This window comes from Exiguobacterium aurantiacum, from assembly GCF_001766415.1.
Classification (GTDB): Bacteria; Bacillota; Bacilli; order Exiguobacteriales; family Exiguobacteriaceae; genus Exiguobacterium; species Exiguobacterium aurantiacum_A.
On the sequence record NZ_MKXO01000001.1, the window covers coordinates 922,161 to 948,923 of the forward strand.

23 protein-coding genes and 1 other annotated feature are annotated in these 26,763 nt (G+C 52.9%); of the genes, 6 read left to right on the top strand and 17 right to left on the bottom strand.

Going from position 1 to position 26,763, the window contains the following annotated elements; genetic code table 11:
- Positions 1-55 precede the first annotated feature (55 nt).
- From BJU60_RS04715 to BJU60_RS04755, 9 genes are all read right to left on the bottom strand, one after another.
- Positions 56-763 carry a hypothetical protein gene (locus BJU60_RS04715; RefSeq protein WP_070327701.1) on the bottom strand — a complete coding sequence of 236 codons (708 nt, stop codon included), beginning with the start codon at positions 761-763 and terminating at the stop codon, positions 56-58.
- Positions 760-2,361 (bottom strand): pilus assembly protein PilM, encoded by a 1,602-nt coding sequence (pilM, locus tag BJU60_RS04720; protein ID WP_070327702.1) that lies wholly within the window; start codon positions 2,359-2,361, stop codon positions 760-762. The genes BJU60_RS04715 and pilM overlap by 4 nt, the downstream gene beginning before the upstream one ends.
- Before the next feature lie 12 nt (positions 2,362-2,373).
- Entirely contained in the window at positions 2,374-3,126 is a 753-nt protein-coding gene (locus BJU60_RS04725; protein WP_083273985.1) for a prepilin peptidase, read from the bottom strand.
- 89 nt (positions 3,127-3,215) lie between these two features.
- Positions 3,216-3,686 carry a prepilin-type N-terminal cleavage/methylation domain-containing protein gene (locus BJU60_RS04730; protein ID WP_070327703.1) on the bottom strand — a complete coding sequence of 157 codons (471 nt, stop codon included), beginning with the start codon at positions 3,684-3,686 and terminating at the stop codon, positions 3,216-3,218.
- Positions 3,687-3,826: 140 nt separating this feature from the next.
- A complete protein-coding gene (locus BJU60_RS04735; RefSeq protein ID WP_070327704.1) occupies positions 3,827-5,044 on the bottom strand; it encodes a type II secretion system F family protein in 1,218 nt (405 codons plus the stop codon).
- A gap of 4 nt (positions 5,045-5,048) precedes the next feature.
- Positions 5,049-6,086, bottom strand: coding sequence for a type IV pilus twitching motility protein PilT (locus BJU60_RS04740; RefSeq protein ID WP_083273986.1), 1,038 nt, complete (start codon positions 6,084-6,086; stop codon positions 5,049-5,051).
- 4 nt (positions 6,087-6,090) lie between these two features.
- On the bottom strand, positions 6,091-7,749 hold the full coding sequence (locus BJU60_RS04745) for a GspE/PulE family protein (protein WP_141737217.1): 1,659 nt from the start codon (positions 7,747-7,749) through the stop codon (positions 6,091-6,093).
- Between the two features lies 1 nt (position 7,750).
- The gene (locus BJU60_RS04750) at positions 7,751-8,032 is read right to left on the bottom strand and encodes a hypothetical protein (protein WP_070327705.1); all 282 of its coding nucleotides are present in this window, start codon (positions 8,030-8,032) and stop codon (positions 7,751-7,753) included.
- Positions 8,029-9,255 carry a G5 domain-containing protein gene (locus BJU60_RS04755; protein WP_070327706.1) on the bottom strand — a complete coding sequence of 409 codons (1,227 nt, stop codon included), beginning with the start codon at positions 9,253-9,255 and terminating at the stop codon, positions 8,029-8,031. Before BJU60_RS04755 ends, BJU60_RS04750 begins: the two co-directional genes overlap by 4 nt.
- A 156-nt stretch (positions 9,256-9,411) precedes the next feature.
- Between BJU60_RS04755 and BJU60_RS04760 the strand changes: the two genes are divergently transcribed.
- Genes BJU60_RS04760 through BJU60_RS04770 form a run of 3 tightly spaced genes read left to right on the top strand, consistent with a single transcriptional unit; the run spans position 9,412 to position 12,054 of the window.
- The gene (locus BJU60_RS04760) at positions 9,412-9,876 is read left to right on the top strand and encodes a type IV pilus modification PilV family protein (RefSeq protein WP_070327707.1); all 465 of its coding nucleotides are present in this window, start codon (positions 9,412-9,414) and stop codon (positions 9,874-9,876) included.
- Positions 9,815-10,378: a prepilin-type N-terminal cleavage/methylation domain-containing protein gene (locus BJU60_RS04765; protein ID WP_254281641.1), complete on the top strand. Its 564-nt coding sequence runs from the start codon at positions 9,815-9,817 to the stop codon at positions 10,376-10,378. The genes BJU60_RS04760 and BJU60_RS04765 overlap by 62 nt, the downstream gene beginning before the upstream one ends.
- A gap of 20 nt (positions 10,379-10,398) precedes the next feature.
- On the top strand, positions 10,399-12,054 hold the full coding sequence (locus BJU60_RS04770; RefSeq protein ID WP_070327709.1) for a hypothetical protein: 1,656 nt from the start codon (positions 10,399-10,401) through the stop codon (positions 12,052-12,054).
- Between the two features lie 50 nt (positions 12,055-12,104).
- Here BJU60_RS04770 and BJU60_RS04775 read toward each other — a convergent pair whose 3' ends face one another.
- From BJU60_RS04775 to BJU60_RS04785, 3 genes are all read right to left on the bottom strand, one after another.
- Positions 12,105-12,755, bottom strand: a complete 651-nt coding sequence (locus BJU60_RS04775; RefSeq protein ID WP_070327710.1) for an ankyrin repeat domain-containing protein — start codon at positions 12,753-12,755, stop codon at positions 12,105-12,107.
- 21 nt (positions 12,756-12,776) lie between these two features.
- Positions 12,777-16,358, bottom strand: coding sequence for a DUF5057 domain-containing protein (locus tag BJU60_RS04780; RefSeq protein ID WP_236633417.1), 3,582 nt, complete (start codon positions 16,356-16,358; stop codon positions 12,777-12,779).
- Between the two features lie 212 nt (positions 16,359-16,570).
- Complete coding sequence (locus tag BJU60_RS04785) at positions 16,571-17,788, bottom strand: bifunctional folylpolyglutamate synthase/dihydrofolate synthase (protein ID WP_070327711.1); 1,218 nt, start codon at positions 17,786-17,788, stop codon at positions 16,571-16,573.
- 114 nt (positions 17,789-17,902) lie between these two features.
- On the opposite strand from BJU60_RS04785, the gene BJU60_RS04790 reads away from it, so the two are divergent.
- The 3 genes from BJU60_RS04790 (at position 17,903) to BJU60_RS15325 (ending at position 19,790) form a co-directional block, all read left to right on the top strand.
- Positions 17,903-19,345 (top strand): protein adenylyltransferase SelO, encoded by a 1,443-nt coding sequence (locus BJU60_RS04790; RefSeq protein ID WP_070327712.1) that lies wholly within the window; start codon positions 17,903-17,905, stop codon positions 19,343-19,345.
- Positions 19,346-19,434: 89 nt separating this feature from the next.
- Complete coding sequence (locus tag BJU60_RS04795; RefSeq protein WP_070327713.1) at positions 19,435-19,617, top strand: hypothetical protein; 183 nt, start codon at positions 19,435-19,437, stop codon at positions 19,615-19,617.
- Positions 19,614-19,790, top strand: coding sequence for a hypothetical protein (locus BJU60_RS15325; protein WP_161568392.1), 177 nt, complete (start codon positions 19,614-19,616; stop codon positions 19,788-19,790). Before BJU60_RS04795 ends, BJU60_RS15325 begins: the two co-directional genes overlap by 4 nt.
- Positions 19,791-19,883: 93 nt before the next feature.
- Here the strand turns inward: BJU60_RS15325 and BJU60_RS04800 are convergent, their stop codons facing one another.
- The 5 genes from BJU60_RS04800 to hemC form a co-directional block, all read right to left on the bottom strand.
- Positions 19,884-22,535 (bottom strand): valine--tRNA ligase, encoded by a 2,652-nt coding sequence (locus BJU60_RS04800; protein WP_070327714.1) that lies wholly within the window; start codon positions 22,533-22,535, stop codon positions 19,884-19,886.
- A 55-nt stretch (positions 22,536-22,590) separates the two neighbouring features.
- Positions 22,591-22,811 (bottom strand) — a binding site (T-box leader).
- Between the two features lie 47 nt (positions 22,812-22,858).
- Positions 22,859-24,163 carry a glutamate-1-semialdehyde 2,1-aminomutase gene (hemL, locus tag BJU60_RS04805; RefSeq protein ID WP_070327715.1) on the bottom strand — a complete coding sequence of 435 codons (1,305 nt, stop codon included), beginning with the start codon at positions 24,161-24,163 and terminating at the stop codon, positions 22,859-22,861.
- Entirely contained in the window at positions 24,160-25,140 is a 981-nt protein-coding gene (gene hemB / locus BJU60_RS04810) for a porphobilinogen synthase (protein ID WP_070327716.1), read from the bottom strand. Before hemB ends, hemL begins: the two co-directional genes overlap by 4 nt.
- On the bottom strand, positions 25,137-25,802 hold the full coding sequence (locus BJU60_RS04815) for a uroporphyrinogen-III synthase (protein ID WP_070327717.1): 666 nt from the start codon (positions 25,800-25,802) through the stop codon (positions 25,137-25,139). Before BJU60_RS04815 ends, hemB begins: the two co-directional genes overlap by 4 nt.
- Positions 25,795-26,712, bottom strand: coding sequence for a hydroxymethylbilane synthase (hemC, locus tag BJU60_RS04820; RefSeq protein ID WP_070327718.1), 918 nt, complete (start codon positions 26,710-26,712; stop codon positions 25,795-25,797). Before hemC ends, BJU60_RS04815 begins: the two co-directional genes overlap by 8 nt.
- Positions 26,713-26,763 lie beyond the last annotated feature (51 nt).

Below are 26,763 nucleotides of genomic sequence, written 5' to 3' on the forward strand. Positions count from 1 at the left end.
AACACAATCCAAGCCGCCAAAAAAAAACGCCCCTTCTTTTCGAAGGGACGCTCGTTTACGGTGTCGTGTAATCGTACACCGGGATATCTTTTCGTGGGAACGTCTGCGTCGGCACGTAGCGGTCCGGGACGAGTTGATCGAGGTCGGGCCGGTAAAACGCATCGAGTTCGACCGTGAAGTCGAGCGGTGCGGCCGGTTCGGTCGTGTTCGGACCCGTTTCGGCAGGTCCCGTGAACTGGACGGTCCGCAAAATGTGGATCCGGTTCATCGACTCGACCGACTCGAGGAAGAGGACGAGCGCCTCATACGTCTCCGCTTGGAGCGACACCGTCGAGCGGACGGACGAGGCGTTGACCGGTGTGATCTCGACCGGTTCAGCCGGTTCGGCCGTCTCGCTCACATCGTTCGGTTCCGGTTCGGTGATCGGTTCCGGCACTTCCGATTCGGCGATGAGTCCGTCCGCGAAAGCGATGCTCGTCACGCGCACGTCAGACAGCTGGCTCGCTTGCGATAACGTCTCGACGACCGTATCGAGCGCTGGCTCCGTCGGGACACGTGTCTGCAAGCGCTGCGAATCGGCGACGTCGACGACTTCGCCTTCTTGGCGCAACAGTTCGAGCTTCGTCTGTTCGAGTGACAGCTCGCGCTCGAGCGCCTTCAATTCACCTTGGTTGATAAAGTACTGGTAGCCGAAGTACGACGGGACGGCAATGGCTGCGAACAAACAAATTGTAAAGATCAAATAAATCGTTGAACGTTTCATTCGCTCACCACCTCCTCATCTTCCTCGGGTTGTTCCGTCTCGCTTTCAGGCGTCTCAGGTTCGGCATCGATGAACGTGAACGTAAACTCTCCGATATAGCGTGGGAGCGGTTCATCTGACGCATTGAGAACCGATGTCCCCGTATCAGTTTCCGTGTCTTGATCCGTCTCTGCTTTCGTCTCGGTCGTCACGCCGAGCAGTTTGACATTATCGAATCGCGGATCGTTCAACAGCGCTCGTTGGAACGCGTTCAAGTCAGGTAACGTCTCAAACTGGGTCCGGACGCTCATGAGCGAACCGTCGGCGTAGTTATACGTCAAGACGTAACCTGTCGGCGGCAGCTGTTCGGTCAGCGCACGGAGCGCCGGGACCGCCTGCTTCTCTTCAGTCGTCAGCGCGGTCACCGTCTGCTCGAGCGAGATGACTTGTTGACCTTTCGAGTTCACTTGCTCGGTCTGGTAGATGCGGACGAGCTGTAACTGTTCGTTGACTTGTGCTTTGTCCTGTTCGATTCCGTTCACTTCGTAATAAAGATAGCCGGTCAGTCCGCCGCCGATCAATAAAGCGGCCAGACTCGCGACGATCGGCCAACGCAGCGTCACGTCGGTCGCGTTGATGAAGTTGGCGTCATGGTCGCGGTCGAGCGTCGCCATCCCGAGAAGCGGCAACATCTGATGTGTCAGCGGCGTCGCGTGCGACAACGGCAACGGGTCATCAATCCGTTTGATCGGGACCATCGATTCCAGTTCGATCGTCCGGACGAGGTCATCGAGTTCAGGGACCGTCCCGGAGATGATCAGTTCGTCGATTGGCCGTCCGTCCGTACGGAGCGAGTAACGGTAGAAATCGAGGAAACGGGCGAGTTCATTCAACCATTCATCGGTCCGATTCGCTAACGCCTCGTTTGAGCCGTTGAACGTATATGTAACGATGCCGTCTGTCGTGTCGGCACGATACGATAAGTCATTCTCGATGGCACGGATGAAGCGGACCTGCCCTTCCTCGAGGACGAGTAGTTGGTGCGCGAACGGTGTCACGTGCCACAATAGCGTTGACTTGAGCGGGTCGAGCGTCTCGAGTCGAGACACCCCGTTCGCGATCGCGATCGGACGCGGGACAATTTTTTTCAAGGCGAAGCCGCGTTTCTTCATGTAGGCGCGGATCGCTTTCGTCAAATCGACCGAGACGGCGTGCAACATGACCTCGGTCTTCATGTCCGTCTCGCCGAGCACTTCGTAGTCGAAGGCGACGTCGTCGAACGGCAGGATGATCGAGCTGCCGATTTCCATGAACAAGTAGCCACGGATCTCGTCTTTCGGGATATTCGATGGAATCTCGACTTTGCGGGACAGCACTTCCGTCTCCGCCATATCGACGGCACAGACCATCCCTTTTCTTACTTTTATTTTACGGCACAACTCGTCAAAGGCGAGTCCGAACGCGTTCTCGTCTTGAATCAAACCTTCCGCATAGGCACCTTTCGCCAATTGGACGGAAGCGCTTCGTTTAAAGACGCCTTGTTTAATCACGGCCCCGTGGATGCTGAGCGCATCGAACGAGAAGTACGCGACCGTTCCTTTTTCTATAGCCCGGCTCATGCTTGTTTCCCCCTACATCAAATCAAAATACCAATCAAAAAAACGTTCGCTGAACCAAAACGTCAGCATCGTACCGAGTGCGATCGACGGGACGAACGGGATCGGTTGCTTGCGGCCGATCTGTTTCAGTCCGATGAGCAACAGTCCGACGACTGCTCCGATCAAGCTCGCTAAAAACAATGCGACCAATACGTCACGTGGTCCGAGCACGAGCCCGATCACTGTAAATAGTTTGACATCGCCGGCCCCAAGTCCCCCTTTTGAGACGAAAAAAACGGTGGCGAGGACAGAAAATCCGAGCGCGGCCCCGGCGAGCGGGCTCCACCATGTGGCTCCGGACGCGTAAGCGAGGATGAGCAGCAGTGGTGCCGCAAATAGAAGAATCACGTTCGGCACGAGCATCGTCGACAAATCAGACATCGCCAGTGCGAGCAGCGTCGATAAGAAGACGAACGCGAGCAACGTCGTCCCGGAGAATCCGTACAGCCAAAAGCTATAGCCGTAACCGACCGCCCCGAGCAGTTCGAACAGCGGATACGTCGGCGCGATCCGTCCGCCACAGCCGCGGCACTTGCCGCGTAACAATATGTAACCGAACACCGGGATGAGTTCCCAGGCAGACAAGACGTGTCCGCACGACGGACAATGCGACCGCGGCGTCACGATCGACTGCTTGCGTGGCACGCGGAGCCCGACGACGTTTGTGAACGAGGTGATGATCATCCCGAGCACGATGCTGTAAATGAGTCCAATGAGGTCAAGCAAAATTGGTCACTTCCTTACTTGTAAGTATATGCCAAAAATAGAAAACCGGCTAGGCTGAGCGAGAGCCCAGCGCCAGCCGGAGGGATATATTATTTATTTTCTACTGACTCTTTTGAAAGAGCACTCTCAGCTACTGCAGCATCTTTTCCAATTACTTTCTTTGACCCCTCTAGCTCTACTGTATAAGTAAATTTCCCAGTTAAATCTGGTTTTACATTTACAATCGCTTTCGTATAAGTAGTATCACTATATGGATCTTTGAGTGAACTCATATAAGAAGTTGCATCGACTCCAGGAGTCCCGCCTTTAAAGTTTAGTTGAGTATCTGCCTGAACAGGATTTGAGGCTGTATACAATTTCGCTGCACTTACCATCTGTTTTGCGTCAGAAACCATCGCGTCTTTACGCGAGTTCTCGATAATCCCACCGATCGCGACAACGGCGATGGCTGCGATAATTCCTAAAATAACGACGACGACGAGTAACTCGACGAGTGTGAGTCCGCGCTCATCTTTCAATTGTTTCGCATCTTGCCAAATCATTTTCATTTTTTCTAACATGACTGATTCTCCCCTTTTGTGTGTTTTGCTGTATTTTGTGCTGGATTCATTACCGTAGTACTAAAACAAGTAGTACAATTTTACTATACATTCAAAATATGGAGTTGAAAAGTAGTTTATATGCATAAACTAAGAATTTTCTACTGATTTTGGATGTCGCCATAAATTTGGAACATCGGGACGACGATGGCGATGACGATGACCCCGACGATACTGGCCAACACGACGATCAACAGCGGTTCGATGATCGACTTCAACCGGTCTGTCGTCGTCTCGACCTCGGTCTCATAAAACTCGGCGACTTCGTTCAACATCGAATCTAAATCGCCGCTCTCCTCGCCGACGGCAATCATTTGTGTCATGAGCGGCGGGAAGTTCGGGTTCCGTTCTAGCGGTTCATGGAGCGGGATCCCTTGCGCCATCATATTGCGCGCCTGTCCGAGCCCTTTACGGATAACCCGGTTCGAGACGATCTTCTCCGTGATCTCGATCGCTGACAAGATCGGCACGGCCGCTTGCAGTAAGACGGCCAAACTTCGCGTCAAGAGCGCGATCTGGGACTTTAGGACGATCGGTCCGAAAATCGGCATCTTCAGCAACAACCCGTCGATCAAGAACCGCTCTTTGTCGCGCTTTAACATCCACGAGAACAGGAGGACGCCGAGCAGCGCGCCACCGAACAATAACCACCAATAGGCGGCGACGAAGTCCGAGACGGCGACGACGATCCGGGTGATGAGCGGGAGCTCACCGCCGAGCTGTCCGAAGATGCTCGCGAACGTCGGGACGACGTTCACCATCAGGAAAGCGACGACGCCGATCGCGACAATCGAGACGACGAGCGGATACGTGAGTGCCGAGATGACTTTACGTTTAATATCGTACTGTTTCTGAAGTTGCAGCCCGATTTGGTCGAGTGCTTCTTCTAAGTTACCGCTCGCCTCACCCGCGAGCGCCATCGAGCTAAAGAAGTTCGAGAACACGCGCGGATGTTTTTTGATCGCTTCCGAGAAGGCGATCCCTTCTCGAAGGTCGTCCTCGACTTGGCTGAGCGTCTTCTTCAACAGCTTCGACTCCGTCTGGACGCGCAAAATCGACGTCGCCCGGACGATCGGGACGCCGGCTCGGATGAGCGTGGCGAACTGGCGGACATACATGATCAAATGTTCGATCTTGACGCGTTCCGGCAATAAGTTGACTTCCGTGTTCAGTCCGGTCGACTCGAGTTCGGACAAGTCAGTGACGAGAATCGACTCTTGCCGAAGTTTATCTTTGGCTTCCCGGAGCGACACGGCGGTGATCCGCCCTTTCTTGCGCTTCCCGTTCAGCAGTTTTCCTTCGTATTGAAAGATGGCCATAGTCTCACCTCATTTCTTCGCTTGGCACGGCGCTTGGATTGATGACCCCTTGACGGATCAGCTGTTCGATCGACATTTCCATCGATTGCATCCCGTTCTGCCGGTTCGTCTGAATGACGGTCGGGAGCTGAAACTCCTTCTCGTTCCGGATCAAGTTGGCGACGGCTGCGTTCCCGATCATGATCTCCATCGCCGCGACCCGACCCTTCGGCACGTCGACACGCGGGAACAGGCGTTGACTGACGACCCCAAGCAATACGTTGGCGAGTTGGGTCCGGATTTGGTCTTGTTGCTCGGCCGGGAAAGCGTCGATGATCCTGCTGACGGTCGACATCGCACTCGACGTATGGAGCGTCGCCATGACGAGATGACCGGTCTCAGCGGCGGTCATCGCCGTCGAGATCGTCTCTAAGTCGCGCATCTCCCCGAGCAAGATGACGTCCGGGTCTTGGCGGAGCGCCGCCCGCAGGCCGCTCACGAACTTCATGACGTCCGATCCGATTTCCCGCTGGTCGACGATGCTCTGATCGTGCGTGTGTAAATATTCGATCGGGTCTTCGAGCGTGATGATGCGCTTTCGCTGCGTCCGGTTGATCTCATGGATCATCGCCGCGAGCGTCGTCGATTTCCCAGACCCCGTCGGTCCGGTCACAAGGATCAACCCGTGTGGTTTCTCGATGAGGCGCTTGAGCACCGGCGGTAAATTGAGTTCGTTCAACGTCGGGATTTCCCCGGAAATAGAACGAAACGCGATGGCGATCGTGCCACGTTGATAGTAGGCGTTGACGCGGAAGCGCGACACGCGGGGCACACCGAACGAGAAGTCGAGGTCGCGCTGGATCTCAAGGCGGCCTCGCATCTCGTCGGTCATGATTTCCTGTAAGTATCCTTCGATGTGGACGGGGAGCACTTTCTCCTCGCCCATCGTGATCAGACTGCCGTCAATCCGGAAAATCGGTGGCGAACCGGCGGTCAGATGGATGTCTGAGGCACGTTGTTCGACCGCTTTCGTTAAAATCGCTTCGATTGATTGATGGATCATAGGTTCACTCCGTTATGACTGTTCTCAGTATTTCCTCGGTCGTCGTCAAACCTTGCGCGACTTTCTCGAGACCGTCGGCGAGCAAGAACCGGGCACCGGCTCGTTTCGCTTGCTCGACCATCTCGGCCTCGGTCGCTTGGTTCATGATCAAACGACGCAACTCTTCATCAATCGGCACGACTTCGTGGATGGCGAGTCGCCCACGATAGCCTGTAAAGTTACACGACGAGCACCCGTTTCCGCGGATGACGCGTGTGATCGCCACACGTTCGGCATCGAACAGTTCTTGCTCCCGTTTCGAGACCGGTTGCTCATGACCACAGTCGCGACAGACGCGGCGGACGAGGCGCTGGGCGACGAGGCCGGACGTTGAAGCCGCGACGAGAAACGGTTCGACCCCCATATCGACGAGGCGGGTGATCGAGCTGATCGCCGAGTTCGTATGAAGCGTCGATAAGACCAAATGTCCGGTGAGTGAGGCCCGGATCGCAATCTCGGCCGTCTCGGTATCCCGGATCTCCCCGACCATGACGATGTTCGGGTCTTGGCGGAGGATCGAGCGGAGACCGGATGCGAACGTGAGGCCCACTTTCGCATTGACTTGGACTTGGTTGATGCCGTCAAGTTGATACTCGACCGGGTCTTCGACCGTGATGATGTTCTTCGACTCGTCATTCAGTTCTTTGAGCGATGCGTACAGTGTCGACGATTTACCCGAACCGGTCGGCCCTGTGATCAAAATAATGCCGTTCGGCCGCTTCAACATGTCGCGATACAACATCTCGTTATGGTCGCCGAACCCGAGTTTCGTCAAGTCGGTCAACCCTTGTGAGGAATCGAGCACCCGGATGACGATCTTTTCGCCGTACATCGTCGGGAGCGTCGAGACGCGGAAATCGTACGGGCGGTCGCGCAGCGTATACTTGATCCGTCCATCTTGGGGCAGCCGGCTTTCCGTGATGTCTAGGTTACTCATCACTTTAAGTCGCGTCAGCATGACGCTTTGAATTTTCTTTGGATAGATTGCTTCCGTGCGCAAGTCGCCGTCGACGCGGAAGCGGACGTGCAGTTGCTTCTCATGCGGATCGAAATGGATATCCGACGCCCGTTGATCGATCGCGCTCAAAAACAGCTGGTTGACGAGCCGAATGACCGGGGCATCGTCGCGCGATGCCGTGTCTTGCCGCTCGAATTCCGGCGCCTCATCTTTTAAAATCTCGATGAGCGAGGCGTCCATCTCGTAATACCGGCTGATCGTCTTCCGAATTTGTTCACGCGTCGCAATGCCAACCTCGATATTCATCCCGGTCTGTAACCGGACGTCATCGATCGCAATCAAATCAAGGGGATCCGCCGTCGCAACGAATAGCGTGTTCCCCTGTAATTCAATCGGCATGATGTCGTGCTTTTGGGCAATCGCTTTTGGCACGAGTTTTGTGACGGTGACGTTAATGTCTTGCGAATATAGTGCGATGATTGGCACGTCTAGTTGTTCATGAAGCACTTGAATCAATTGTGTCTCGGTCAAATAGTGCAACCGCATGAGTGCATCGCCGAGTTTTTCGCCTCGCCGTTTTTGGGCGAGCGCCTCGTCGAGTTGCTCGTTCATAATCAATCCAGCCTCGATCAACATCTCGCCCAATCGTTTTTTCGTTCGTCTCACCTTACTTCACCATCCTCTGAGGTACCTCCTGCTCGACGTCTCGCTGTTCAATGAAGACGCTCAACGCTGCGCCGCCCGCTAAACCGATGACGATGAGGAGCCAAGCCCACCACGTCCGTTCAAGCGATTCCGCATACAGCATATACATACCGAGCGATAACACGGCCACAAGTACCGACACGACGAGTTTCGTCTCGCGCTTCCGTACGTATGGGATCGACAAGGCAAACAGCGTCAACGTGGCCAGCACCCAAAAGGCGAGCAGTATTACATATCCGATCATCCGACTGCCTCCTCGCTAGACGCCGGGACATCCTCGTCCACCGGCGGTTGCTCTTCAAATTCATTCAATCCATCATCTTCTATATCGTCATTAAACGGGTCGTCGTCCAGTGTTTCATCCGGGAACGTCGGAATGATCGGTTCAACCGGTTCAGGCGGCGGTAGCGGGACTGAACTTTTCGTCACGATCTCCGGTACCGGCTCATAGAAGTCAAAGCCCAACAGTTCACGCGTCTCGCCTGCCTCGGTGACACGGATGCGATACAACTTCCCTGACTCTCCAGTTTGACCGGATTGCGTCACCGAAGAACTTCCGGCCGGGAGTGATGGGGAGAAGCGGATCACGTTCTGGTACGGAACGCTTGCGACTTCTTCGACCCGCGATTCGTACGCGCCGACGAACGCTTTCCCGAGCAGTTGCACCGTCATCACGTTCCCTTCATCTAGGACGATGATGGCGTAAGGTGATTGTTCCGTGTTTTGGACGGCGAAGTTCGAGCCGGCATCGATTTTGACGTCGTAGCCGAGCTCGATGCCGCTCGGAAGCACTTCATGCGGGACACGCTCGAGCACTTTGAACGGAGTCGCCGCAAACAATTTATAAAGCGACGAGCCGAGCGGCGTGAGTGCTTCAAAATCTTCCCCGAACGACTTCAAGCTGAACATGTCGCCTGCATCCATTTCAAATCCGTTCATCCGTTCTAACGCCGAGCGCATTGCTGGCGTCGGACTAATCGTCATCGACGCGACGACCTCGTTCTCTTCTGCGACCATCTCAAGGGCGACGTTCGAATCGAGCTTAGACGCTGAGGCGACGAGCGGTGGGGTCACCATCGTCATCGTGACGGGTTGATTCTCTAAATACGGAGCGATTCGCTCTTCATCGATTGTTGTGATGAGCGGATAGTCCCCTGGTTCAGATATGGCTTCAAGCGTATCGTCGATGTTGAATGATACGACGTCTTTGCCGACTTCAAGCGCCGTCCCGTCGACGAGCGTGACCGTGAACGGTGCGTTTGCGAAGTCTTTGACGGCATTGTCGAGTCGGACGACCGCCTCTTCTTTCGTCATCCCCGATATGTTGATCCCGGCGACACGTGTGTCTTTATATGTAGCGCTTGTCTTCGCTGACGCGTCGAGATAGTTGACGAGCCCGATCGTCGGTAACGACACGAGCAACACAAGACATGTCAGGATGAAAAAGTGCATCCCATATTGCTTCATTCCAATTCCCCCTATGTAAAAATGAGACTTTCGATTTACTATCCGTTTGTACTCTAACTTTAGTATAATATGCATTGGACAGAAATTAACATTTATTTAGGAAATCATACGCTTTTTTCCTAGTATTTTATTATATTTGAAAAGGAGGTCAATGCGTTGGCCCGTTCCGAAAAAGGTTTTACGCTCGTCGAAGTACTCGTGTCGATCGTCATTTTATCAATTGTTTCGTTCTCCTTGTTAAACATATTCAGCCAAAGTCTGAAGACGACGAATGATAGTCTGAGTACGACCATCGCCAACCAAGTCGCTCAAAACGCACTGCATACATTAGATCGACGCGCCTCAGCTGTTCAAGAAACGCTTGACTTGAATAAACTGTTGAATCGAAACAGCGTGAGTTTAGAGTGTGACTTTTGTTCTGATTATCGGATCCATGGTGAGACGTACGTCGCTACCATCACCCAATTGTCAACGCTGCCTTCAAATACAATCGAAGTCGAGATTTCCGTGACGACCGATCGACTCCGAACACCTGTCACGTTGAAAGGAGTGATTTCGAATGCAACGTTACGAGAGCCGTTCCCTGAAACGGCTGTCCCAGAAAGTGAACTCGTTCAGTAAAGCGTCCGAAGGGTTTACGCTCGTCGAGCTCCTTGTGACCGTCGTCGTTGCCTCGATCTTAAGCGGTGTCATCATCACTGCCTTCATTTCAGGCACGCTCGGTTTTCAATTGACGAATGAAACGAGCGAACTGCGCAGTGAAGCCGACTATTTGGTCACGTCCATCCTATCCGAGGTCAACCGGAGTGAATTCGATGCCGTCACCGAAGTAGATGACACCTACCAATTCCACCAACTATCCGAACCTCGCATCTCATCGACTGGGATGATTTATCGGGAAGCCGGATACGAACCGATCAGCTTGAACTTATCAGCAGATTCATACGTGCCGAGCAACCCGAACGTCTTACTAGATAACATTACGATTCAACTGATCGAGCCCGTCTATGATCCACGGCGACCGGACTATATGACGAGCGGCTTGATTGAAATCGAGATGAATCTATCGTTAAAGGCAAATCCCGATTCCATTAAAACGTTTAAAAGCTCGATCCCATTTTGAGAAGAAAGGAGGCACCACTTATGCATAAACGAGAAGAAGGCTATGTGCTCGTACTCGTCCTCGTGACGATGGCCGCGCTCGCCGTCTTATCGCTCGCTGCCATGCAAGTGAACTTGGTCACGAATAAACTGACGGTCATCCGCACGGAAGATACGCAGCTGAACGAAGACGCGAAAAGTGCGCTCAATCTGATTGCGGCGGATGTTCGAAATCGTTTCCCTCTTCATGACGCAAATGATGTACCGGCTCATATGGAGTCGGAGTCGGCTTTTAATGACGCGGTTCAAGGCGCACTCGTTTCAAACGAACCGTTCCTCGGGCTTCCGAGTGAGAGCGACAGTGAAATCAGCTATTCAATTCAATTAAAAGAGAATGCGGACGCGAACCTGCTCGATACCGCGCCATTTACGAAGATTTTGCAAGTGAACGTCGTCGCGAGCCGGCAAACAAATCCCGAGCAACCGCTCCTGTCGGTCGAATACACGCAAGACCTCTATTTGACGGCTCTGCCCGCGTTTTTGTATTACGTACTCGGGTCGGACGAGCAGTTGACGGTGAACGGAATGCCGACCGTGCAAGGGAACATCTTCTCAGGTGGGCCTTTGACGTTTGACCGGACGGCGAATTACCAGCTGAACGGTAACGATGAACAACTTGAAAATTCAGCGTCAAGTCGTTTTCTTTTAGACGGACGCATCGATTTAGCGAACCCAACCGACTGTCTGATTTGTAAGCAACCTAACTATTTCACCACAGGAAATGACGTTGCAAATGAGTTGCCAGACTTCGGTCCAGCGGCAAGTCAGTTCTCTGCATTCCAATATGACTATTCCATCATTGAATTTTTGAATCGACGACTCGATACAAAGCTCCCTTATACGAATTCAGTAGATACAACGGTGTTCGAAGCACCGACAATCCCGAAAACAGATGATGTATTTGAAATCGACAAAGTGATTACTGACGATGGATCTCAAATCATCGAGCGTCCAAGTCCGTACTTAAACAAAGCCGCCTATGATCGGTTGACTGAGTCGACGATCATTACACTTCCTAGCGAATTGACAAATAACCAGATGTATATCACGGAATCGATTAAAAAGAGTGATCGTCCCTTGTTGTTCGATGGCGACGTAGTCATTGATTCTTTGACCCACCTCTCAATCGAGCGACCGTTGATCGTACGAGGCGATTTAAAAATTCAAGGAACCGTTTCTTTTGAATCGACGGTTTATGTGCTCGGAGATACCATCATTGACCGGGCAAATATTCAACCGTTGACTGCCGATGGGCTCAACTCACTCATTTTGCTGTCAAAAGGGAAAATTCTACTTAACCGGATCAATGAATTCAAAGCAGAATCAACTGTGCTCCAGGCTTTCTTATATAGTGATTCTTTAGACAAGACCCAAGTGTACGCCGTAGGCTCTGATTTACAGATCAAAGGAGGGCTCTATAGCAAAGGTCCGCTTGAGTTGAACGTATTCCGCGGTCGCTTTTCGGAGAGTGACGAGTTGTCGGCGGAACAGTATTTTGACAGCCACATCCAAGAGCACCGCCCCGAATATTCGCGGTTGCAACTGACCTATAACGATGCGGTTTTCAATCAATTAAATACACTGCCCGTCACGAATCAACTCCAATTCTTTGTCAGCAACCCTGTTCAGTTAAAGTGACCGGTTCAACAGAAAAACCTCACCTGCATTTTTTGCAGGTGAGGTTTTTCTTAGTTCTGGCCCATCCATTCGATGACTAAGTCTGAGCGGAAGTCTTTGGCCAGTTGCTCATGCTCGCTTGTCCAAACCGCTCCGTTCTCAATCAATAGTTCAATCAATGGAACCTGATTATGTCGTACCGCTTGGAAGAGGATCGTCTCCTCAGCTGTACTCGGAATCGCTACACCGTTTCCAAGTAACGACTGGACCGCTCTCATATCTAAAGCGTTCGCCGCGATTGGAAGCAAACGTTCATCTTTTAGTTCCTGATGAACGATTTCCCACTTGTCACGGTCAGCGTTCTCTCCATACAGTCTAGCTAGCACCGCTTCACCATTCACTTCAGCAAACGGATCGATATCCGTCTGTAAATATGCGGTGACGACTTCTGGCGTGCCTTGTTGGATTGCTTGAGAGAATAACTCAGGTGTCGGTTGAACTTTATTCGAGCGAAGGACTTGCTCAACCGCACCCCATTCACCTCGTTCTTGTAACGAGGTCACTTCCTCGACAGTCAATTGCTTTTTCGAGGAAATCGCATCTTGTAATTCTTCACCGCTTAACGAATCAAGATTCGCTTTTGTCATGTTCAATCTGTACATCGCGAATACAGCAACGATGATGAGCAAAGAAAGTAATACGAGTAACCATTTTCGTTTCACGGCATTTCCAACTTTCCGTTATTAATAACGATCATCCTTATTGTCACCAGACGTCTGAATCACTCGGACAAAGAACGTATCTTTTACCGGGATAAAGTCGCGGCCGGCTGGCAATGTTGTATAGACCTCTACTTTCGCAACACCAGGTTTGACTGGTACTAGTTGCTTGCCTGAACTGCTAACTTGTACATATTCCTGTCCTGACACTACGTTCAATCGACTATCTTGCCACGTAGACGTTGTCGGCCAGAATTGAAGCGATGGAGATCTCGGAGCCGTACCTTCTCCGATATTGATCGTCATGTCTTGGGCAAGGATTTGGTTCGGGTATTCGTTCACCCGAACGATTGTCGGATTAGATAGAACGTTTCGCAACGTTGCTTCTTCAAATGTCGTTTGTAACGAAATCGGAGTGAGTACTCCACCTTGTCCGTATCCGTAATTTGCACGAATAGTATAACCTGTTGCTGTAGCTGTCACATCGACAGCTGCCGGGACTGTCCCGACTAACTTCAGCTGTTTCCCGACGTTCGGTGTCGATACGACGTTAATCGTTGCCACGTCATTTACCCGTTTGTCTGGATCAAGGCTATTCCATACCCATAAATCCAGTTGGTCTGGTGTCTGTGTCAGACTTGGTGCAAGTACTGTAATCGTAAATGTCGTCACTGGCATTCTCACATTTAAATTGTTAAACAAAGGACTGGCATCAATACTCGCTTTAATCGTGGTAACACCCGGCTTGAGTCCGCTCACTTCTAACCCAGTCCCTTTTTGGACAAAGGTGACGCTGTCTCCAGAGACGGTTTCATAACGAATCGAGTCATACTGGGCCGTTGTCGGGAAAACAGTCGGTGTCACCGTCAACGTTTGACCAACAAACAGGCTCTCTGATTTAATTTGAATCTGTTCCGGTGGACTGATGACTTTAAGCTTAGACTCGGCGATGACGAACGGCCGCCCTTCACCAGGATCAATCGTCAATCGGATTGTTGAGTCTCCCGTTTTCAAGCCTTTAATGACCGCATTGTTCCCCGACCCACTTAGTTGCGCCATACCGTTATTGCCGACAATTTCCCATTTCAATGTCTTCCACTTCGGATTTGAGAAACTGTTTCCTTTCGCGTCGGTAATGACAGGACTCACAATCTGTTCGGCTCCAATTTGTAACGTCACGTCCGGAATACTCGCTTTGAAGGCGAACGGTGCCCCGATATTGATGAATAGATCCGGAAACTTAGACGAAATCGTCGTCTCTTTGTCCCACTCATTATGCTTATCTAGGCGATGATCTTGCTTTTTAGATATCTCCACCTCAGACTTCAATTCATTTTCAGTTTTTTTCAAATGAATCAAAGAAGTCGCAGCTTGTACTGCACGGACGTCCACTTCGAACGTGAAAAAGCGGCTGCTGCTTTCGTCAGATAAGAATACATTTTTATTTCCTTTCCGTTCATAATACAGATCTAACTCTAACTCCAGGTTAATCGATTGCTTGTCTTTCAATGCGATCTCTTTTCCGTCTGTGCCACGTACAGCAACAATCTCGAGCTCTTTTGGAAGTTTCTCTGAGAATGTGGCCGTGTTTACTCTAAGAAACTTATCGCCTTTTTGATTCGATAAGCGATCGAACTGCTCTGGATACTCAATTTGATACTTAATCGTTCCTGTCTCGTACAAACTAATCGTCGAAGGAGTAATTGCGCGCGTCACTTCAATCAACTCAGACACATCTTCTGCTCGTTTCACGTTGATTGTAAACGAGTCCGTCACTTTGGCATTCCGTTGATCCGTCGTCTCAATCGACACTTGCATCGGCTCACCTTCGATTACATCTTTTGCCGGAATGACGAATTCTTTCACTTCATAGTTTCTCAAGTTATTGAACGTCGTCGTTTGACCGTTATAGCTGATTTTTGAAGTGAGTGTTTGATCTTGGAAGTCATAATCGCTCGGACGCCACATAATACTGACATCTCGGCCTTCCGTCACTTCGATTTTGTTATTTTTAATATCGTCCGTCGTGTAGGCGTTCGATTGGTCACTCACCGACTCAAGCACGTTGTACGGTTTATGATTCGCACCGATAAAAGCTCGATACATCGTATTAATAAAGATTTTCTTCTCATCAGACTGCGAAAATTTGTTCGTGTGTCCTGCGCCTGAATAGGTGAAATTATTCTTCGTGTACGTATAATAATGGTTGTTGGCGTCACCGTATATACGATTTCCGCTCGTCGAATAAAGATTGTACCAAGGTGTCACATCGGGATCATTTAAATCAAGCGTGAAATATTGATTATGCGTATTTGAGATGTTCTTTGGCGCATCATCCAATTTATAAGGATATGTCGTAAAAATACCATCTTGTACTTTGATAGCTCGACTTGTCTGTTCTGGTGCACCATAACCCATGTTTGTATACGTTTTTTGTCCCGAAATGTTTAAAGTCGGGTCGCTGTTAACAAATTGTCGTTCCCATTCAGAAGTTGCGCTGTTGCCGCTATTTGTCCGGAAAATAGTGTCATGTGTCAACATGACTCCTTGCCCTGTCTCGCTGAATCGTTTTACTTTTCTTGTCGCGGCCTCACTCATACTTCCTGAGATGTTGTATGAATCTTGGAAACCGAAGATGAGCATGTCATAATCGTTCGCGGCTAACGCTGTATCATAAGAACCTTTATCGAAGTTATCTGTGTTCCCGTTCGTCAAGTTAAATTCATAGTTGCCGGCTGGATCGACGAGCATGTCTGACAAATCTTTTGAAATCTGTCCGTTCGTACTCGTCCCAGCTGTTAACTGTAAAATATTCGCTTGTACTTTTTGATCTAGATAGATGAACGTACCTCTCTTATAATCCGCTTGTCCGGTCACCGTATCTTTTACGACGAGCATCCAATTTTTAGGACCGCTAAACGTCGGGCGTGAAAGTGTGAAGTCGACTGTATCTGAAGTTTTAGCCTGTTTTTCGAGCACTTTCTCTTGTGTGGCAAACCGGTCATTATGATCAAAGTCGATATAAAGCTCAATGATGGCCGAACTCGTTGGAGAAGTAGCCAAGTTATAATTAAAGTTGATTGGGGCACGGACACCGCCTTGCACTTTAATCGTATTATTCGTGAGTGTTTGATTGTTGTATCGCACATCGACCGTCTTCATGCGTGGTCTGCTACCCGTCAACGACTTCAACTGTGCCGCCATTTCTTGGTCAATATTTGCATTGGTTTTTTCAGTAAAAACATTCACGTTTGTAAACGAAGCTAAGCGTTTTAACTGTGCACCTCCGTTTGCTGCATCTTCATGCATATAGAGCGGAAGGCCGATACGGACAACCGAATCGAACAACTCGTCGACTTTTAGCGCCGTTAAATCGTTGTGTTGGCTTGTCGTATCGTGATTCGCACTCTTCCCGATCGTTCCCGTTTGATATTTTGCTGAGAGTGGGCTACTGCCAATCATGACGGCGTCAAAAGCACCGTTCATCGGAAAACGTGAAGCGTTAAATTCTTTAATCGTCATAAATTTCGCATTGATTTTCGTCGAATCTAAATTTAAAGAATCGCGATACGTCTTGACGGCAGTATCGTATTCAGTAATTGTCACGACTTTAGAGGTACTAAATGCATCCCTAAGAATCAAGACGTTCAATGGAACCTCAGTCGTATTCGCTTTGACGTACTGTGGAAATATAGATATAAGTAAGACGAGAACTGCGATATATTGCATGAACTTACGCAACGTGAGTTCCTCCCCAATTTTAGTGTTTACCACTAATTATCCCACCTCTTTGGAAAAACATACATAGCTTTCTTCGATCATTGGTAAATGTTTCTTTTCAAATGTGTTCTCACTTCACTAATAAAGTAAAGCGATCCCGTCACGACGAGTGTTTTCGAGCGCGGCGAACGTACCCATTCCGCCAACCAATCTTTCCACTCGACGTAACGGGCCCCGTCCTCGATTAGACTGTCTTTCGTCCGTGCCCGCGGAAAGTCGAACGTCGTCTCATAAACGGTCGCGATCGTCCCTAACGATTTGATTATCGCTTCACGGTCCTTGTCGGCAAGAGTCGCGACAAGCACGGTGACATCTTCTTCTAGCCGAAGTTGCTCACAGAGTGCCGCTACGCCTTCCGCGTTATGCGCCCCGTCTAAAATGATCCGCGGCTCTTTTGAGATGAGCTCATAGCGCCCCGGATGTTGTGCCGTCTCAAGCCCTATCAATATCGCCTCGGTCTTCCATCCGAGATGACGGGCGACCGCGACGGCGCACGCTCCGTTGTAGGCTTGATGATGACCCGTCAAGCCGAGAGCCGCAGCAGGCAGTCCTTCATATGTAACAGTTGTGTCGGCCCCGTCCTCGATCGACTCGATGAGCGGCATGACCGCATGCACCGGTGCCTCCATCGTCCGTCCTTGTTGCTCGAGCAACGTGATCAACTGCGCATCGTCCAAACTATGGAACATCGGGACACCTCGTTTCATGATGCCGAACTTCTCCATGGCGATCTCTGCGAGCGTATCGCCGAGTATACCTTGATGGTCGTGCCCGATAGATGTCACGACCGTCGCGAGCGGTCGCTTCAACACGTTCGTCGAATCGAGCCGTCCCCCGAGACCGACTTCCCAAATGACGAGGTCCGGTTGCTGTTCATGGAAGTACAGCCACGCCATGACCGTCAGCAGTTCAAACTCGGTCAACGTCTCCGGCGACTCATCGGCACGGTCACGGACACGGTTCGCGATACGGACGAGATCAACCTCGCGAATCGGTTCGCCGTTCAACATAATCCGCTCCTCGAACTGGATGATGTACGGCGAGATGAAAGTCCCGACGTTCAACCCTTCAGCGATCGCCATCGCCCGCAAAAACGCGACGGTCGATCCCTTCCCGTTCGTCCCGGCCACGTGAATCGACGGCAATTCGTCAATTTGTAACGTCTCGAGCATCCACTCGACTCGATTCAATCCTGGTTTAATCCCAAACCGTAATTGTCCGCTCAGCCATTCAAATACGTCTTGTCTTGTCTCCATCTTTAACCCACCCCTGTTCTAACACTTCCCTCCCATCTTACCAAAATTCACGAAGGCCTACGCAGAGAATCGGCTGTGCTATACTCGAAGCGAACAGAGATAGGAGGAATTCAGATGAAAGACACAGGTTGGAACTTTGAAGCGACATACGTCGAACTTCGTGACATGTTTTACGACCGTGGGCCGATCAACCCGGTCGACAAACCAGAACTCGTCTTATTGAATGAACCCCTCGCCGAGACACTCGGACTCGATATTGATGCATTGAAAGAAGACGTGGCGCTCCTGTCCGGAAACCGGCAGACCGACACGTCGTTCTCGCAAGCGTACGCCGGGCATCAGTTCGGCAACTTCACGATGCTCGGTGACGGACGCGCCCTCTTCTTAGGGGAACACGTCACAGCGAACGGTAAACGGGTCGACGTGCAATTGAAAGGCTCAGGACCGACGGAGTATTCGCGTGGCGGTGACGGACGGGCCGCCATCGGGCCGATGGTACGTGAATACCTCATCAGCGAAGCGATGCACGCGCTCGGCATCCCGACAAACCGCGCCCTCGCCGTCGTTGCGACAAACGAGCCGGTCATGCGTCAAGGACCGAAGCACGGTGCCGTCCTGACCCGTGTCGCCTCGAGCCATCTTCGCGTCGGCACGTTCCAATATGCGGCTGCTGCCGGGTCGATCGATGACGTTATCGCCCTCGCCGACTATGCGATCCATCGTCACGACCCGGACCTTGAAGGTCGTCCCGACCGCTACGAGGCGTTCCTCGGACGCGTCATCGAACGTCAGGCGGAACTGATCGCCGACTGGCAACTCGTCGGCTTCATCCACGGTGTCATGAACACGGATAACACGTTCATCAGCGGCGAAGGGCTCGACTACGGTCCGTGCGCCTTCATGGACTCGTACCATCCGCACACCGTCTTCAGCTCGATCGACCGCGAGGGCCGTTACGCCTACGCGAACCAGCCGTATATCGGATCTTGGAACTTGGCCCGACTCGCCGAGACGCTGTTGCCGCTGCTCGCCGACACGCAAGAAGCTGCCGTCGACATCGCCAATCGTTTGTTGAACGATTATACGGAGATTTATAAACAAGCGTACTTCACCGGACTCGCCCATAAAATCGGCCTCTACGTCCGAAAAGACGGCGATGACGCGCTGACGGACGAACTGCTCCGGCTCATGATGGAGACCGAGGCCGACTTCACGAACACGTTCCGCGTGCTCACGCTAGGAGAAACGGAGTCACTTCCGTTCGCGTCGCGTGACGATGGGAAGGACTGGCTTTCGGCATGGCGCAAACGTCTCGCTGAACAAGCTCTTCCGGACGAAGATGTGACGCGACTCATGCGCCAACACAATCCGGCCGTCATCCCGCGCAACCATCACGTCGAAGCGGCAATCACGTCAGCTGAACGAGGTGACTTCGGTCCGACAACCGCCTTGCTTGACGTGTTGCGTCAGCCGTATGACTACGAAGCCGATTACGGGCGTTACGTGTCGCCGGGACCAGAGCGGACGTATCCGTATCAGACGTTTTGTGGCACGTGATCCATTTCGCTTTCGCGGGATGGATTTTTTTTGGAACCTTTTAGCGTTTGGGTGCGTACTATAGACAAACGACACTCTGGAGGTTTACTATGCGACTACTTGCTTCACTCATTTCTCTAGGTTTCGCTTGCCTGATCTCGCTCGAGCTATGGCAAGGTCCGTTTTATAGTGGCTGGATTTGGTCCATGCCCGCCTTCTTCTTAATCGTCTCGTTTTTCCAGTTCATGAAACATTTGAATGAGCTTGAATGGAGTGGTGAGAACGACACATGAGGCTCGTCTACTTCACTATCATGCTCATCGCCGGATTCCTATATGCCGTGTATCTCGCCCATTTGTATCGAGTCGGGCTGACTGATTCGCTCTACATGCACTTCCTGTGGATCACGGGAATCGGACTTTATGTTTTATGGCTACGTCGAAGAACCCCCAAACGTCGTTCGTGACGTCGGGGGTTCTTCTCGTTTAGATGCCAAAATTCTCCCAAACCACAAAAAAAACCTTCCTTGGAGCATAAATCTCCAAAGAAGGTCCAACTTTTACTTACGCAACTCTTCAAGACGCGCGCGCACGGCGTCACGCTTGTCGAGGTAGTCTTTCTCTTTCGCTTTCTCTTCGTCGATGACGTGAGCCGGTGCTTTGCCGGTGAAACCTGGGTTGCCGAGTTTCTTCTGCACGCGTTCGACTTCTTTCTCGTACTTCGCCACTTCTTTTTCAAGACGGGCGATCTCTTCTTCGAAGTTGATCAAGTCGGCGAGCGGGATGAACAGCTCTGCGCCCGTCATGATCGCTGACATCGATTTGTCCGGTGCCGTCAAGCCACGTCCGATTTCAAGTTCGGTCGCATTCGTGAACTTGCCGATTGTCGCTTCGTTTTCGCTCAAGTAGCCTTGTGTCGTGTCGTCACTCGTCGCGATGAACAATTGGATCGGTTTCGACATCGGTGCGTTCACTTCCGAACGGATGTTACGGACTGAACGGATGACGTTCATGACCGCTTCGAACGCCGGTACCGACTCCGCATAGTGGAGGTCGTCACGGCGCGTCGGATAGCTCGCACGGACGATCGAGTCGCCTTCGTGCGGCAAGTGCTGCCAAATTTCTTCTGTCAAGAACGGCATGAACGGATGCATGAGACGCATGATCGAATCGAGCGTATGCGCGAGCACCGAACGTGTCGTCGCTTTCGCCGCTTCGTCCTCACCGTAGAGCGTGAGTTTCGCCATCTCGATGTACCAGTTACAGAACTCTTCCCAGATGAAGTTGTACAAGTAACGACCGGCTTCACCGAACTCGTACTTGTCGACGAGGCGTGTCACTTGGTCGACCGTGTCGTTCAAGCGCGTCAAGATCCACTTGTCGGCGAGCGTCTTCTCACCTGAGAGGTCGATGTCTTCAAACTTCATCCCGTCCATGTTCATGAGGGCGAAGCGGCTCGCGTTCCAAATCTTGTTCGCGAAGTTCCATGTCGATTCGATTTTCTCCCAGTAGAAGCGAAGGTCGTTCCCTGGTGTCGAGCCCGTGAGCAGGAACCAGCGGAGCGAGTCGGCACCGTACTGGTCGATGACTTCCATCGGGTCGACGCCGTTACCGAGCGATTTCGACATCTTGCGGCCTTCCGAGTCACGGATCAGACCGTGGATGAGCACGTCGTTGAACGGCTGCTTGCCCGTGAATTCGAGCGATTGGAAGATCATCCGCGATACCCAGAAGAAGATGATGTCGTAACCCGTGACGAGCGCGCTCGTCGGGAAGTAGCGTTTGAAGTCTGCTGAATCCGTGTCCGGCCAGCCCATCGTCGAGAACGGCCAGAGCGCTGACGAGAACCACGTGTCGAGCACGTCTTCGTCTTGATGCCAGTTCTCAATATCAGCCGGCGCTTCTTTGCCTACATAGATTTCACCTGTCTCGTTATGGTACCAAGCCGGGATGCGGTGGCCCCACCAAAGTTGACGGCTGATGCACCAGTCGCGGATGTTTTCCATCCAGCGGAGGTACGTGCCTTCGAACCGCTCTGGGACGAAGTTGACTTTCGTCTCGTCGTTGCCTTGCGCTGCGAGCGCCGCTTTGGCGAGTGGCTCCATATCGACGAACCATTGCTTCGACAAGTAAGGCTCGATGACCGCGCCTGAACGTTCCGAGTGACCGACCGAGTGCGTATGCGGCTCGATTTTGACGAGCGTGCCATCTGCTTCTAAGTCTTTGACGAGCTGCTTGCGGCAGTCGAAGCGGTCGAGCCCTTCGTACTTGCCAGCATTCTCGTTCATCGTCCCCGACTCGTCCATGATGAGGATACGCGGAAGCTCGTGACGGTTCCCGATCTCAAAGTCGTTCGGGTCGTGCGCCGGCGTGATCTTCACGCAACCGGTACCGAACTCGACGTCGACGTAGTCGTCCGCGACGATCGGGATCTCACGGTTCATGACCGGGAGCATGATCGTCTTACCGACGAGGTGCGCGTAGCGCTCGTCTTTCGGGTTGACGGCGACGGCCGTATCGCCGAGCATCGTCTCTGGGCGCGTCGTCGCGATCTCAATGTGGCCTGAGCCGTCAGCGAGCGGATATTTCATATGGTAGAACGCGCCTTCGACTTCCTGATAGATGACTTCGATGTCGGAGACGGCCGTCTTTTGCGCCGGGTCCCAGTTGACGATATATTCGCCGCGGTAGATCAAGCCTTTTTCATACAAGCGGACGAAGACTTCCTGGACCGCTTTTGACAGTCCCGCGTCGAGTGTGAACCGTTCACGCGAGTAGTCGAGGCCGAGGCCGAGTTTTGACCACTGGGCCCGGATCGTGTCGGCGTACTCGTCTTTCCATTCCCACGTCTTCTCGAGGAACTTCTCACGTCCGAGGTCGTAACGCATGATGCCGTCCTCACGGAGCTTCTGTTCAACTTTCGCCTGTGTCGCGATACCGGCGTGGTCCATCCCTGGGAGCCAGAGGACGTCATAGCCTTGCATGCGCTTCAAGCGCGTGAGTAGATCTTGGAGCGTCGTATCCCACGCGTGTCCGAGGTGAAGTTTCCCTGTGACGTTCGGTGGCGGGATGACGATCGTGTAAGGCTGTTTCGAGTCGTCCTCGTCCGCCTTGAACACGTTGTTCTCCATCCAATAGTCGTACCATTTCGCTTCCGTCGCACTCGGGTCGTACTTCGTCGGCATGCTGATTTCATTTGTTTCGTTGGTCATTGTGCCAATCCTCCTCTATCTGTCTACACAAAAAACGGCTACTCTCGTCCTTAACGCTAAGGACGAAAGAAGCCGTATCTTCCGCGGTACCACCTTAGTTCGCCAACACGTGGCGCCCTCAAAATCGAATAACGGTCGATGGACCGGACCTTCCTACTTGATTCACAAGGTCAGCTCCGAGGCGACTTCCGCACACTTCCCTCGCGACCTTGCACCAAGCGGCCGCGTCTCTAGAAAGGAGTGTTGTTGCGTACTATTCCTCATCATAGCTTTTAAACGTATCTGTTAAACAATTGTAGCGAGTGAAGACGTTTCAGTCAAGATTACAGTGAAAACTCTTGTTGCAGCTCTTTGAACGTCGCATCGACCGCGGCAAGCGTCGCGTCGATATCCTCGTCCGTATGCACAGTCGACAAGAACAAGCCTTCGAACTGTGACGGTGGCAAGAACACGCCGCGCGCCGCCATCTTCTGATAGTACGAGCGGAACATGTCGAGGTTCGACGTTTTCGCCTTCTCGAAGTTCGTCACTTTCTCGTTCGTGAAGAAGAAGCCGAACATCGAGCCGGCCCGGTTCGTGTCGTGCGGGATGTTATATTTCTCGGCCGCTGCCGTGAAGCCTGCCGCGAGGCGGTCGGCTTTGCGCTCGAACTCTTCGTAGTGCTCAGGCTTGAGTTGCGACAGCGTCGTGTAGCCGGCGATCATCGCGAGCGGGTTGCCTGAAAGCGTCCCTGCTTGGTAGATCGGCCCTTGCGGTGCGATGTGTTCCATGATCTCCCGTTTGCCGCCGTATGCGCCGACCGGAAGGCCGCCGCCGATGACTTTGCCGAGGCACGTAAGATCAGGCGTCACGCCGAAGTAACCTTGGGCGCAATTGTAACCGACGCGGAAGCCGGTCATGACCTCGTCAAAGATGAGGAGCGCACCGTTTTGTTCCGTGATCTCACGCAGTCCTTCGAGGAATCCTGGCTGCGGCGGGACGAAGCCCATGTTGCCGGCAGCCGGCTCGACGATGACGCCGGCGATGTCGTCGCCGTGCTTCTCGAACGCGATGCGAAGCGCGTCGAGGTCGTTGTATGGGACGGTGAGCGTGTGGCTCGCCAAGTCTTTCGGGACGCCCGGTGAGTCCGGGAGACCGAGTGTCGCAACACCTGATCCGGCCTTGATGAGGAGCGAGTCCCCGTGGCCGTGGTAGCAGCCTTCAAACTTCAAGATCTTCGTCTTGCCCGTATAGCCGCGTGCGAGGCGGAGAGCCGCCATCGTCGCTTCCGTACCAGAGTTGACCATGCGGACCATCTCAATCGATGGGACGCGGTCGATGACGAGCTCGGCCATCTTCGTCTCGAGCTCCGTCGGTGTCCCGAACGTCCAGCCTTTTTCAGCCTGATCTTGGATCGCTTTCATGACGACCGGGTCGCGGTGACCGAGAATGAGTGGTCCCCATGAGAGGACGTAGTCGATGTACTCGTTGCCGTCGATGTCGTAGACGCGTGAACCTTCACCGCGTTCGGCGAAGATCGGCGTCATCCCGACCGATTTATAGGCACGGACCGGGCTGTTGACCCCGCCCGGCATGAGTGGGAGTGCTTGTTTGAACGCTGCTTCTGAGCGAGTTTGCTTGTATGTCATGCGAATTCTCCTTCCAAATAGCGACAGACGTCTTTTGCGAAATACGTGACGATCAAATCGGCACCGGCTCGTTTGAAACCGACCATCGTCTCCATGACGATGCGTTGTTCATCGATCCAGTCGTTCATCGACGCTGCTTTAATCATCGCGTACTCCCCGCTCACGTTATACGCCACGATCGGCATATCGAGCGAGTCGCGCATGTCGCGGATGATGTCCATGAACGCGAGCGCCGGTTTGACGATCATAAAGTCGGCACCTTGCTCGACGTCCGACTGTGATTCCCGGAACGCCTCGCGGCGGTTGGCCGGGTCCATCTGATAGCCTTTGCGGTCGCCTTCACCAGGCGCCGACTGCGCCGCGTCACGGAACGGGCCGTAGTACGCCGATGCGTATTTGACGCCGTAGCTCATGATCGGGATGTGGCTGAAGCCGTTTTGGTCGAGCCCTTCGCGGATGGCGGCGACGAAGCCGTCCATCATCGAGCTCGGCGCGATGATGTCTGCGCCCGCTTGCGCTTGCGTGATCGCCGTCTGGACGTGAAGCGGCAGTGTCGCGTCGTTATCGACGTCACCGTTCTTCACGATGCCACAGTGGCCCGTCGACGTATATTCACAGAGGCACGTGTCGGCGATGACCGTGAGCTGTGGTGCCCACTCTTTCACTTTGCGGATCGCTTCTTGGACGATGCCGTGATCGTGGTATGCTTCCGTGCCTTCCGGGTCTTTATGCTCAGGTACACCGAACAAGAGAACGGACTCGAGCCCGAGGTCGACGAGCTCACGGATCTCGTCTTCGAGACGATCGAGCGAGAAGTTGAAGACGCCAGGCATCGAGCTGACTTCGCGTTTAATATTTGTCCCTTCGACGACGAAGAGCGGATAAATCAAATCTTCTTTCCGAACATGGTTTTCACGTACGAGTGCACGCATCGACTTCGACGAGCGCAGACGACGGTGACGGTCGAATTGGTTCATGAAAAATCTCCCCCTACACACTGTATTAATGCATCCATAGTATAACACTCAGGCACTCGGACCGGTAACGTCGAAACTTCTCGGACAGCTCGCTCGGTCACTTCACCGATGGCGTACCATGTCCCGTGGAACCGTTCGAGGTAAGGCGTGAGCGCGTGGACGGCGGACGGACTGAGCACGAGCAGCGCCTCGACGTGTTCGAGCGCTTCCGCTTGATCAATCGTGAGTGCTTTCTCGACCGTCTCATAGACGACCCAGTCGTGCACATGCGGCAACTGCTGCATGTGCTCGGTGTTCGCCAAGTCCCCGCGGGCGAACAAGACGACGTCATCCTTACCGACGACGCTAGCCAACTCGCGGAACAACGCCTCGCCCGTATACGTCTCCGGCATGAGCGAAACGGTGAATCCTTCTGCCTCGAGCGCGTCCCGCGTCTTCTCGCCGACGGCAGCGACTTGAACGTCCCGAGGAACGTCTTGAAGCGCTGGGACAGCGGTTTGACTCGTGACGACGAGCCAGTCGAACGAATCAGTTGGCGTTGGTTTCCCGGTCAGCCGTGTCTCGATCATCGGGACGTGATGAACGGAAAGACCGCTCGCGTCGAGCAAGGCCCGTTGCGAAGCGGTCAGTCGTTTTGTCCCTGTGTACCAGACGTCACACATTGACCGAGGCGAGGATCTCGCGTCCGCCACGTCCGAGCAAGTCGTCAGCGACGTCTTGACCGAGCGCGACTTCGTCCGTTGACGTTTTCGTCACACGGAGCACGTCTTTGCCGTCGACCGAGGCGATCAAGCCGGTGAGCGTGACCGTGTCCCCGTCAACCGTCGCGTAGCCGCCGACCGGTACGTGGCAGCTGCCTTCGATCGCCTTCAAGAACGTCCGCTCCGCCGTCGCAGCTTTCGCCGTCACGTCATCGTGAAGGAGCTGTAAAATCTGCGTCACTTCGGCGTCGTCTTTCCGGCTCTCGATCGCGAGCACGCCTTGTCCGACGGCCGGTACCATCATGTCGGCGTCGAGCGCTTCGAACTTGACGCGATCGGTCCAACCCATGCGCTCAAGTCCCGCTTTCGCGAGCAAGATGGCGTTGAAGTTCTCGGTATCGAGTTTTTTCAAGCGCGTGTCGATGTTGCCACGGATCCATTGGATCTCGAAGTCCGGACGAGCCGCGAGCATCTGCGCACCGCGACGGAGCGAGCTCGTCCCGATGACCGCGCCTTGCGGTAGCGTCTCGAGCGTGTAGCCGTCCTCGCAAATCAAGACGTCACGCGCGTCGACACGTTTTGGCATACAGCTGATAAAGAGGTCTTCCGGCAGTTCGGCCGGGACGTCTTTCATGCTGTGGACGGCAAAATCGATGTCACCGGCGAGCATCTGCTGTTGGATCTCTTTGACGAACAAGCCTTTCCCGCCAACTTTCGACAGTTGGACGTCAACGATTTGGTCACCTTTCGTCACGATTTCTTTGATCTCGAACTCGTTCTGGGCCCCGGCTTGCTTCAATTGTTCGATGACCCATTTCGTCTGTGTCATCGCGAGTTGTGAGCGGCGTGAGCCGACGATAATTTTACGCATAATGTTTAGTCCCCTTCATAGAAAAAGGCGACGAGATCCGCCGCCTTTTTG

What these genes read in the sequence shown, in the direction of transcription:
- hemL (WP_070327715.1), bottom strand. Translation starts at nt 24,163, where the DNA reads ATGACATACAAGCAAACTCGCTCAGAAGCAGCGTTCAAACAAGCACTC.
- BJU60_RS15325 (WP_161568392.1), top strand. Translation starts at nt 19,614, where the DNA reads ATGAGGCTCGTCTACTTCACTATCATGCTCATCGCCGGATTCCTATAT.
- BJU60_RS04800 (WP_070327714.1), bottom strand. Translation starts at nt 22,535, where the DNA reads ATGACCAACGAAACAAATGAAATCAGCATGCCGACGAAGTACGACCCG.
- BJU60_RS04715 (WP_070327701.1), bottom strand. Translation starts at nt 763, where the DNA reads ATGAAACGTTCAACGATTTATTTGATCTTTACAATTTGTTTGTTCGCA.
- BJU60_RS04740 (WP_083273986.1), bottom strand. Translation starts at nt 6,086, where the DNA reads ATGATCCATCAATCAATCGAAGCGATTTTAACGAAAGCGGTCGAACAA.
- BJU60_RS04770 (WP_070327709.1), top strand. Translation starts at nt 10,399, where the DNA reads ATGCATAAACGAGAAGAAGGCTATGTGCTCGTACTCGTCCTCGTGACG.
- hemB (WP_070327716.1), bottom strand. Translation starts at nt 25,140, where the DNA reads ATGAACCAATTCGACCGTCACCGTCGTCTGCGCTCGTCGAAGTCGATG.
- BJU60_RS04735 (WP_070327704.1), bottom strand. Translation starts at nt 5,044, where the DNA reads ATGGCCATCTTTCAATACGAAGGAAAACTGCTGAACGGGAAGCGCAAG.
- BJU60_RS04815 (WP_070327717.1), bottom strand. Translation starts at nt 25,802, where the DNA reads ATGTGTGACGTCTGGTACACAGGGACAAAACGACTGACCGCTTCGCAA.
- BJU60_RS04730 (WP_070327703.1), bottom strand. Translation starts at nt 3,686, where the DNA reads ATGTTAGAAAAAATGAAAATGATTTGGCAAGATGCGAAACAATTGAAA.
- pilM (WP_070327702.1), bottom strand. Translation starts at nt 2,361, where the DNA reads ATGAGCCGGGCTATAGAAAAAGGAACGGTCGCGTACTTCTCGTTCGAT.
- BJU60_RS04790 (WP_070327712.1), top strand. Translation starts at nt 17,903, where the DNA reads ATGAAAGACACAGGTTGGAACTTTGAAGCGACATACGTCGAACTTCGT.
- BJU60_RS04755 (WP_070327706.1), bottom strand. Translation starts at nt 9,255, where the DNA reads ATGAAGCAATATGGGATGCACTTTTTCATCCTGACATGTCTTGTGTTG.
- BJU60_RS04750 (WP_070327705.1), bottom strand. Translation starts at nt 8,032, where the DNA reads ATGATCGGATATGTAATACTGCTCGCCTTTTGGGTGCTGGCCACGTTG.
- BJU60_RS04765 (WP_254281641.1), top strand. Translation starts at nt 9,815, where the DNA reads ATGCAACGTTACGAGAGCCGTTCCCTGAAACGGCTGTCCCAGAAAGTG.
- hemC (WP_070327718.1), bottom strand. Translation starts at nt 26,712, where the DNA reads ATGCGTAAAATTATCGTCGGCTCACGCCGCTCACAACTCGCGATGACA.
- BJU60_RS04795 (WP_070327713.1), top strand. Translation starts at nt 19,435, where the DNA reads ATGCGACTACTTGCTTCACTCATTTCTCTAGGTTTCGCTTGCCTGATC.
- BJU60_RS04785 (WP_070327711.1), bottom strand. Translation starts at nt 17,788, where the DNA reads ATGGAGACAAGACAAGACGTATTTGAATGGCTGAGCGGACAATTACGG.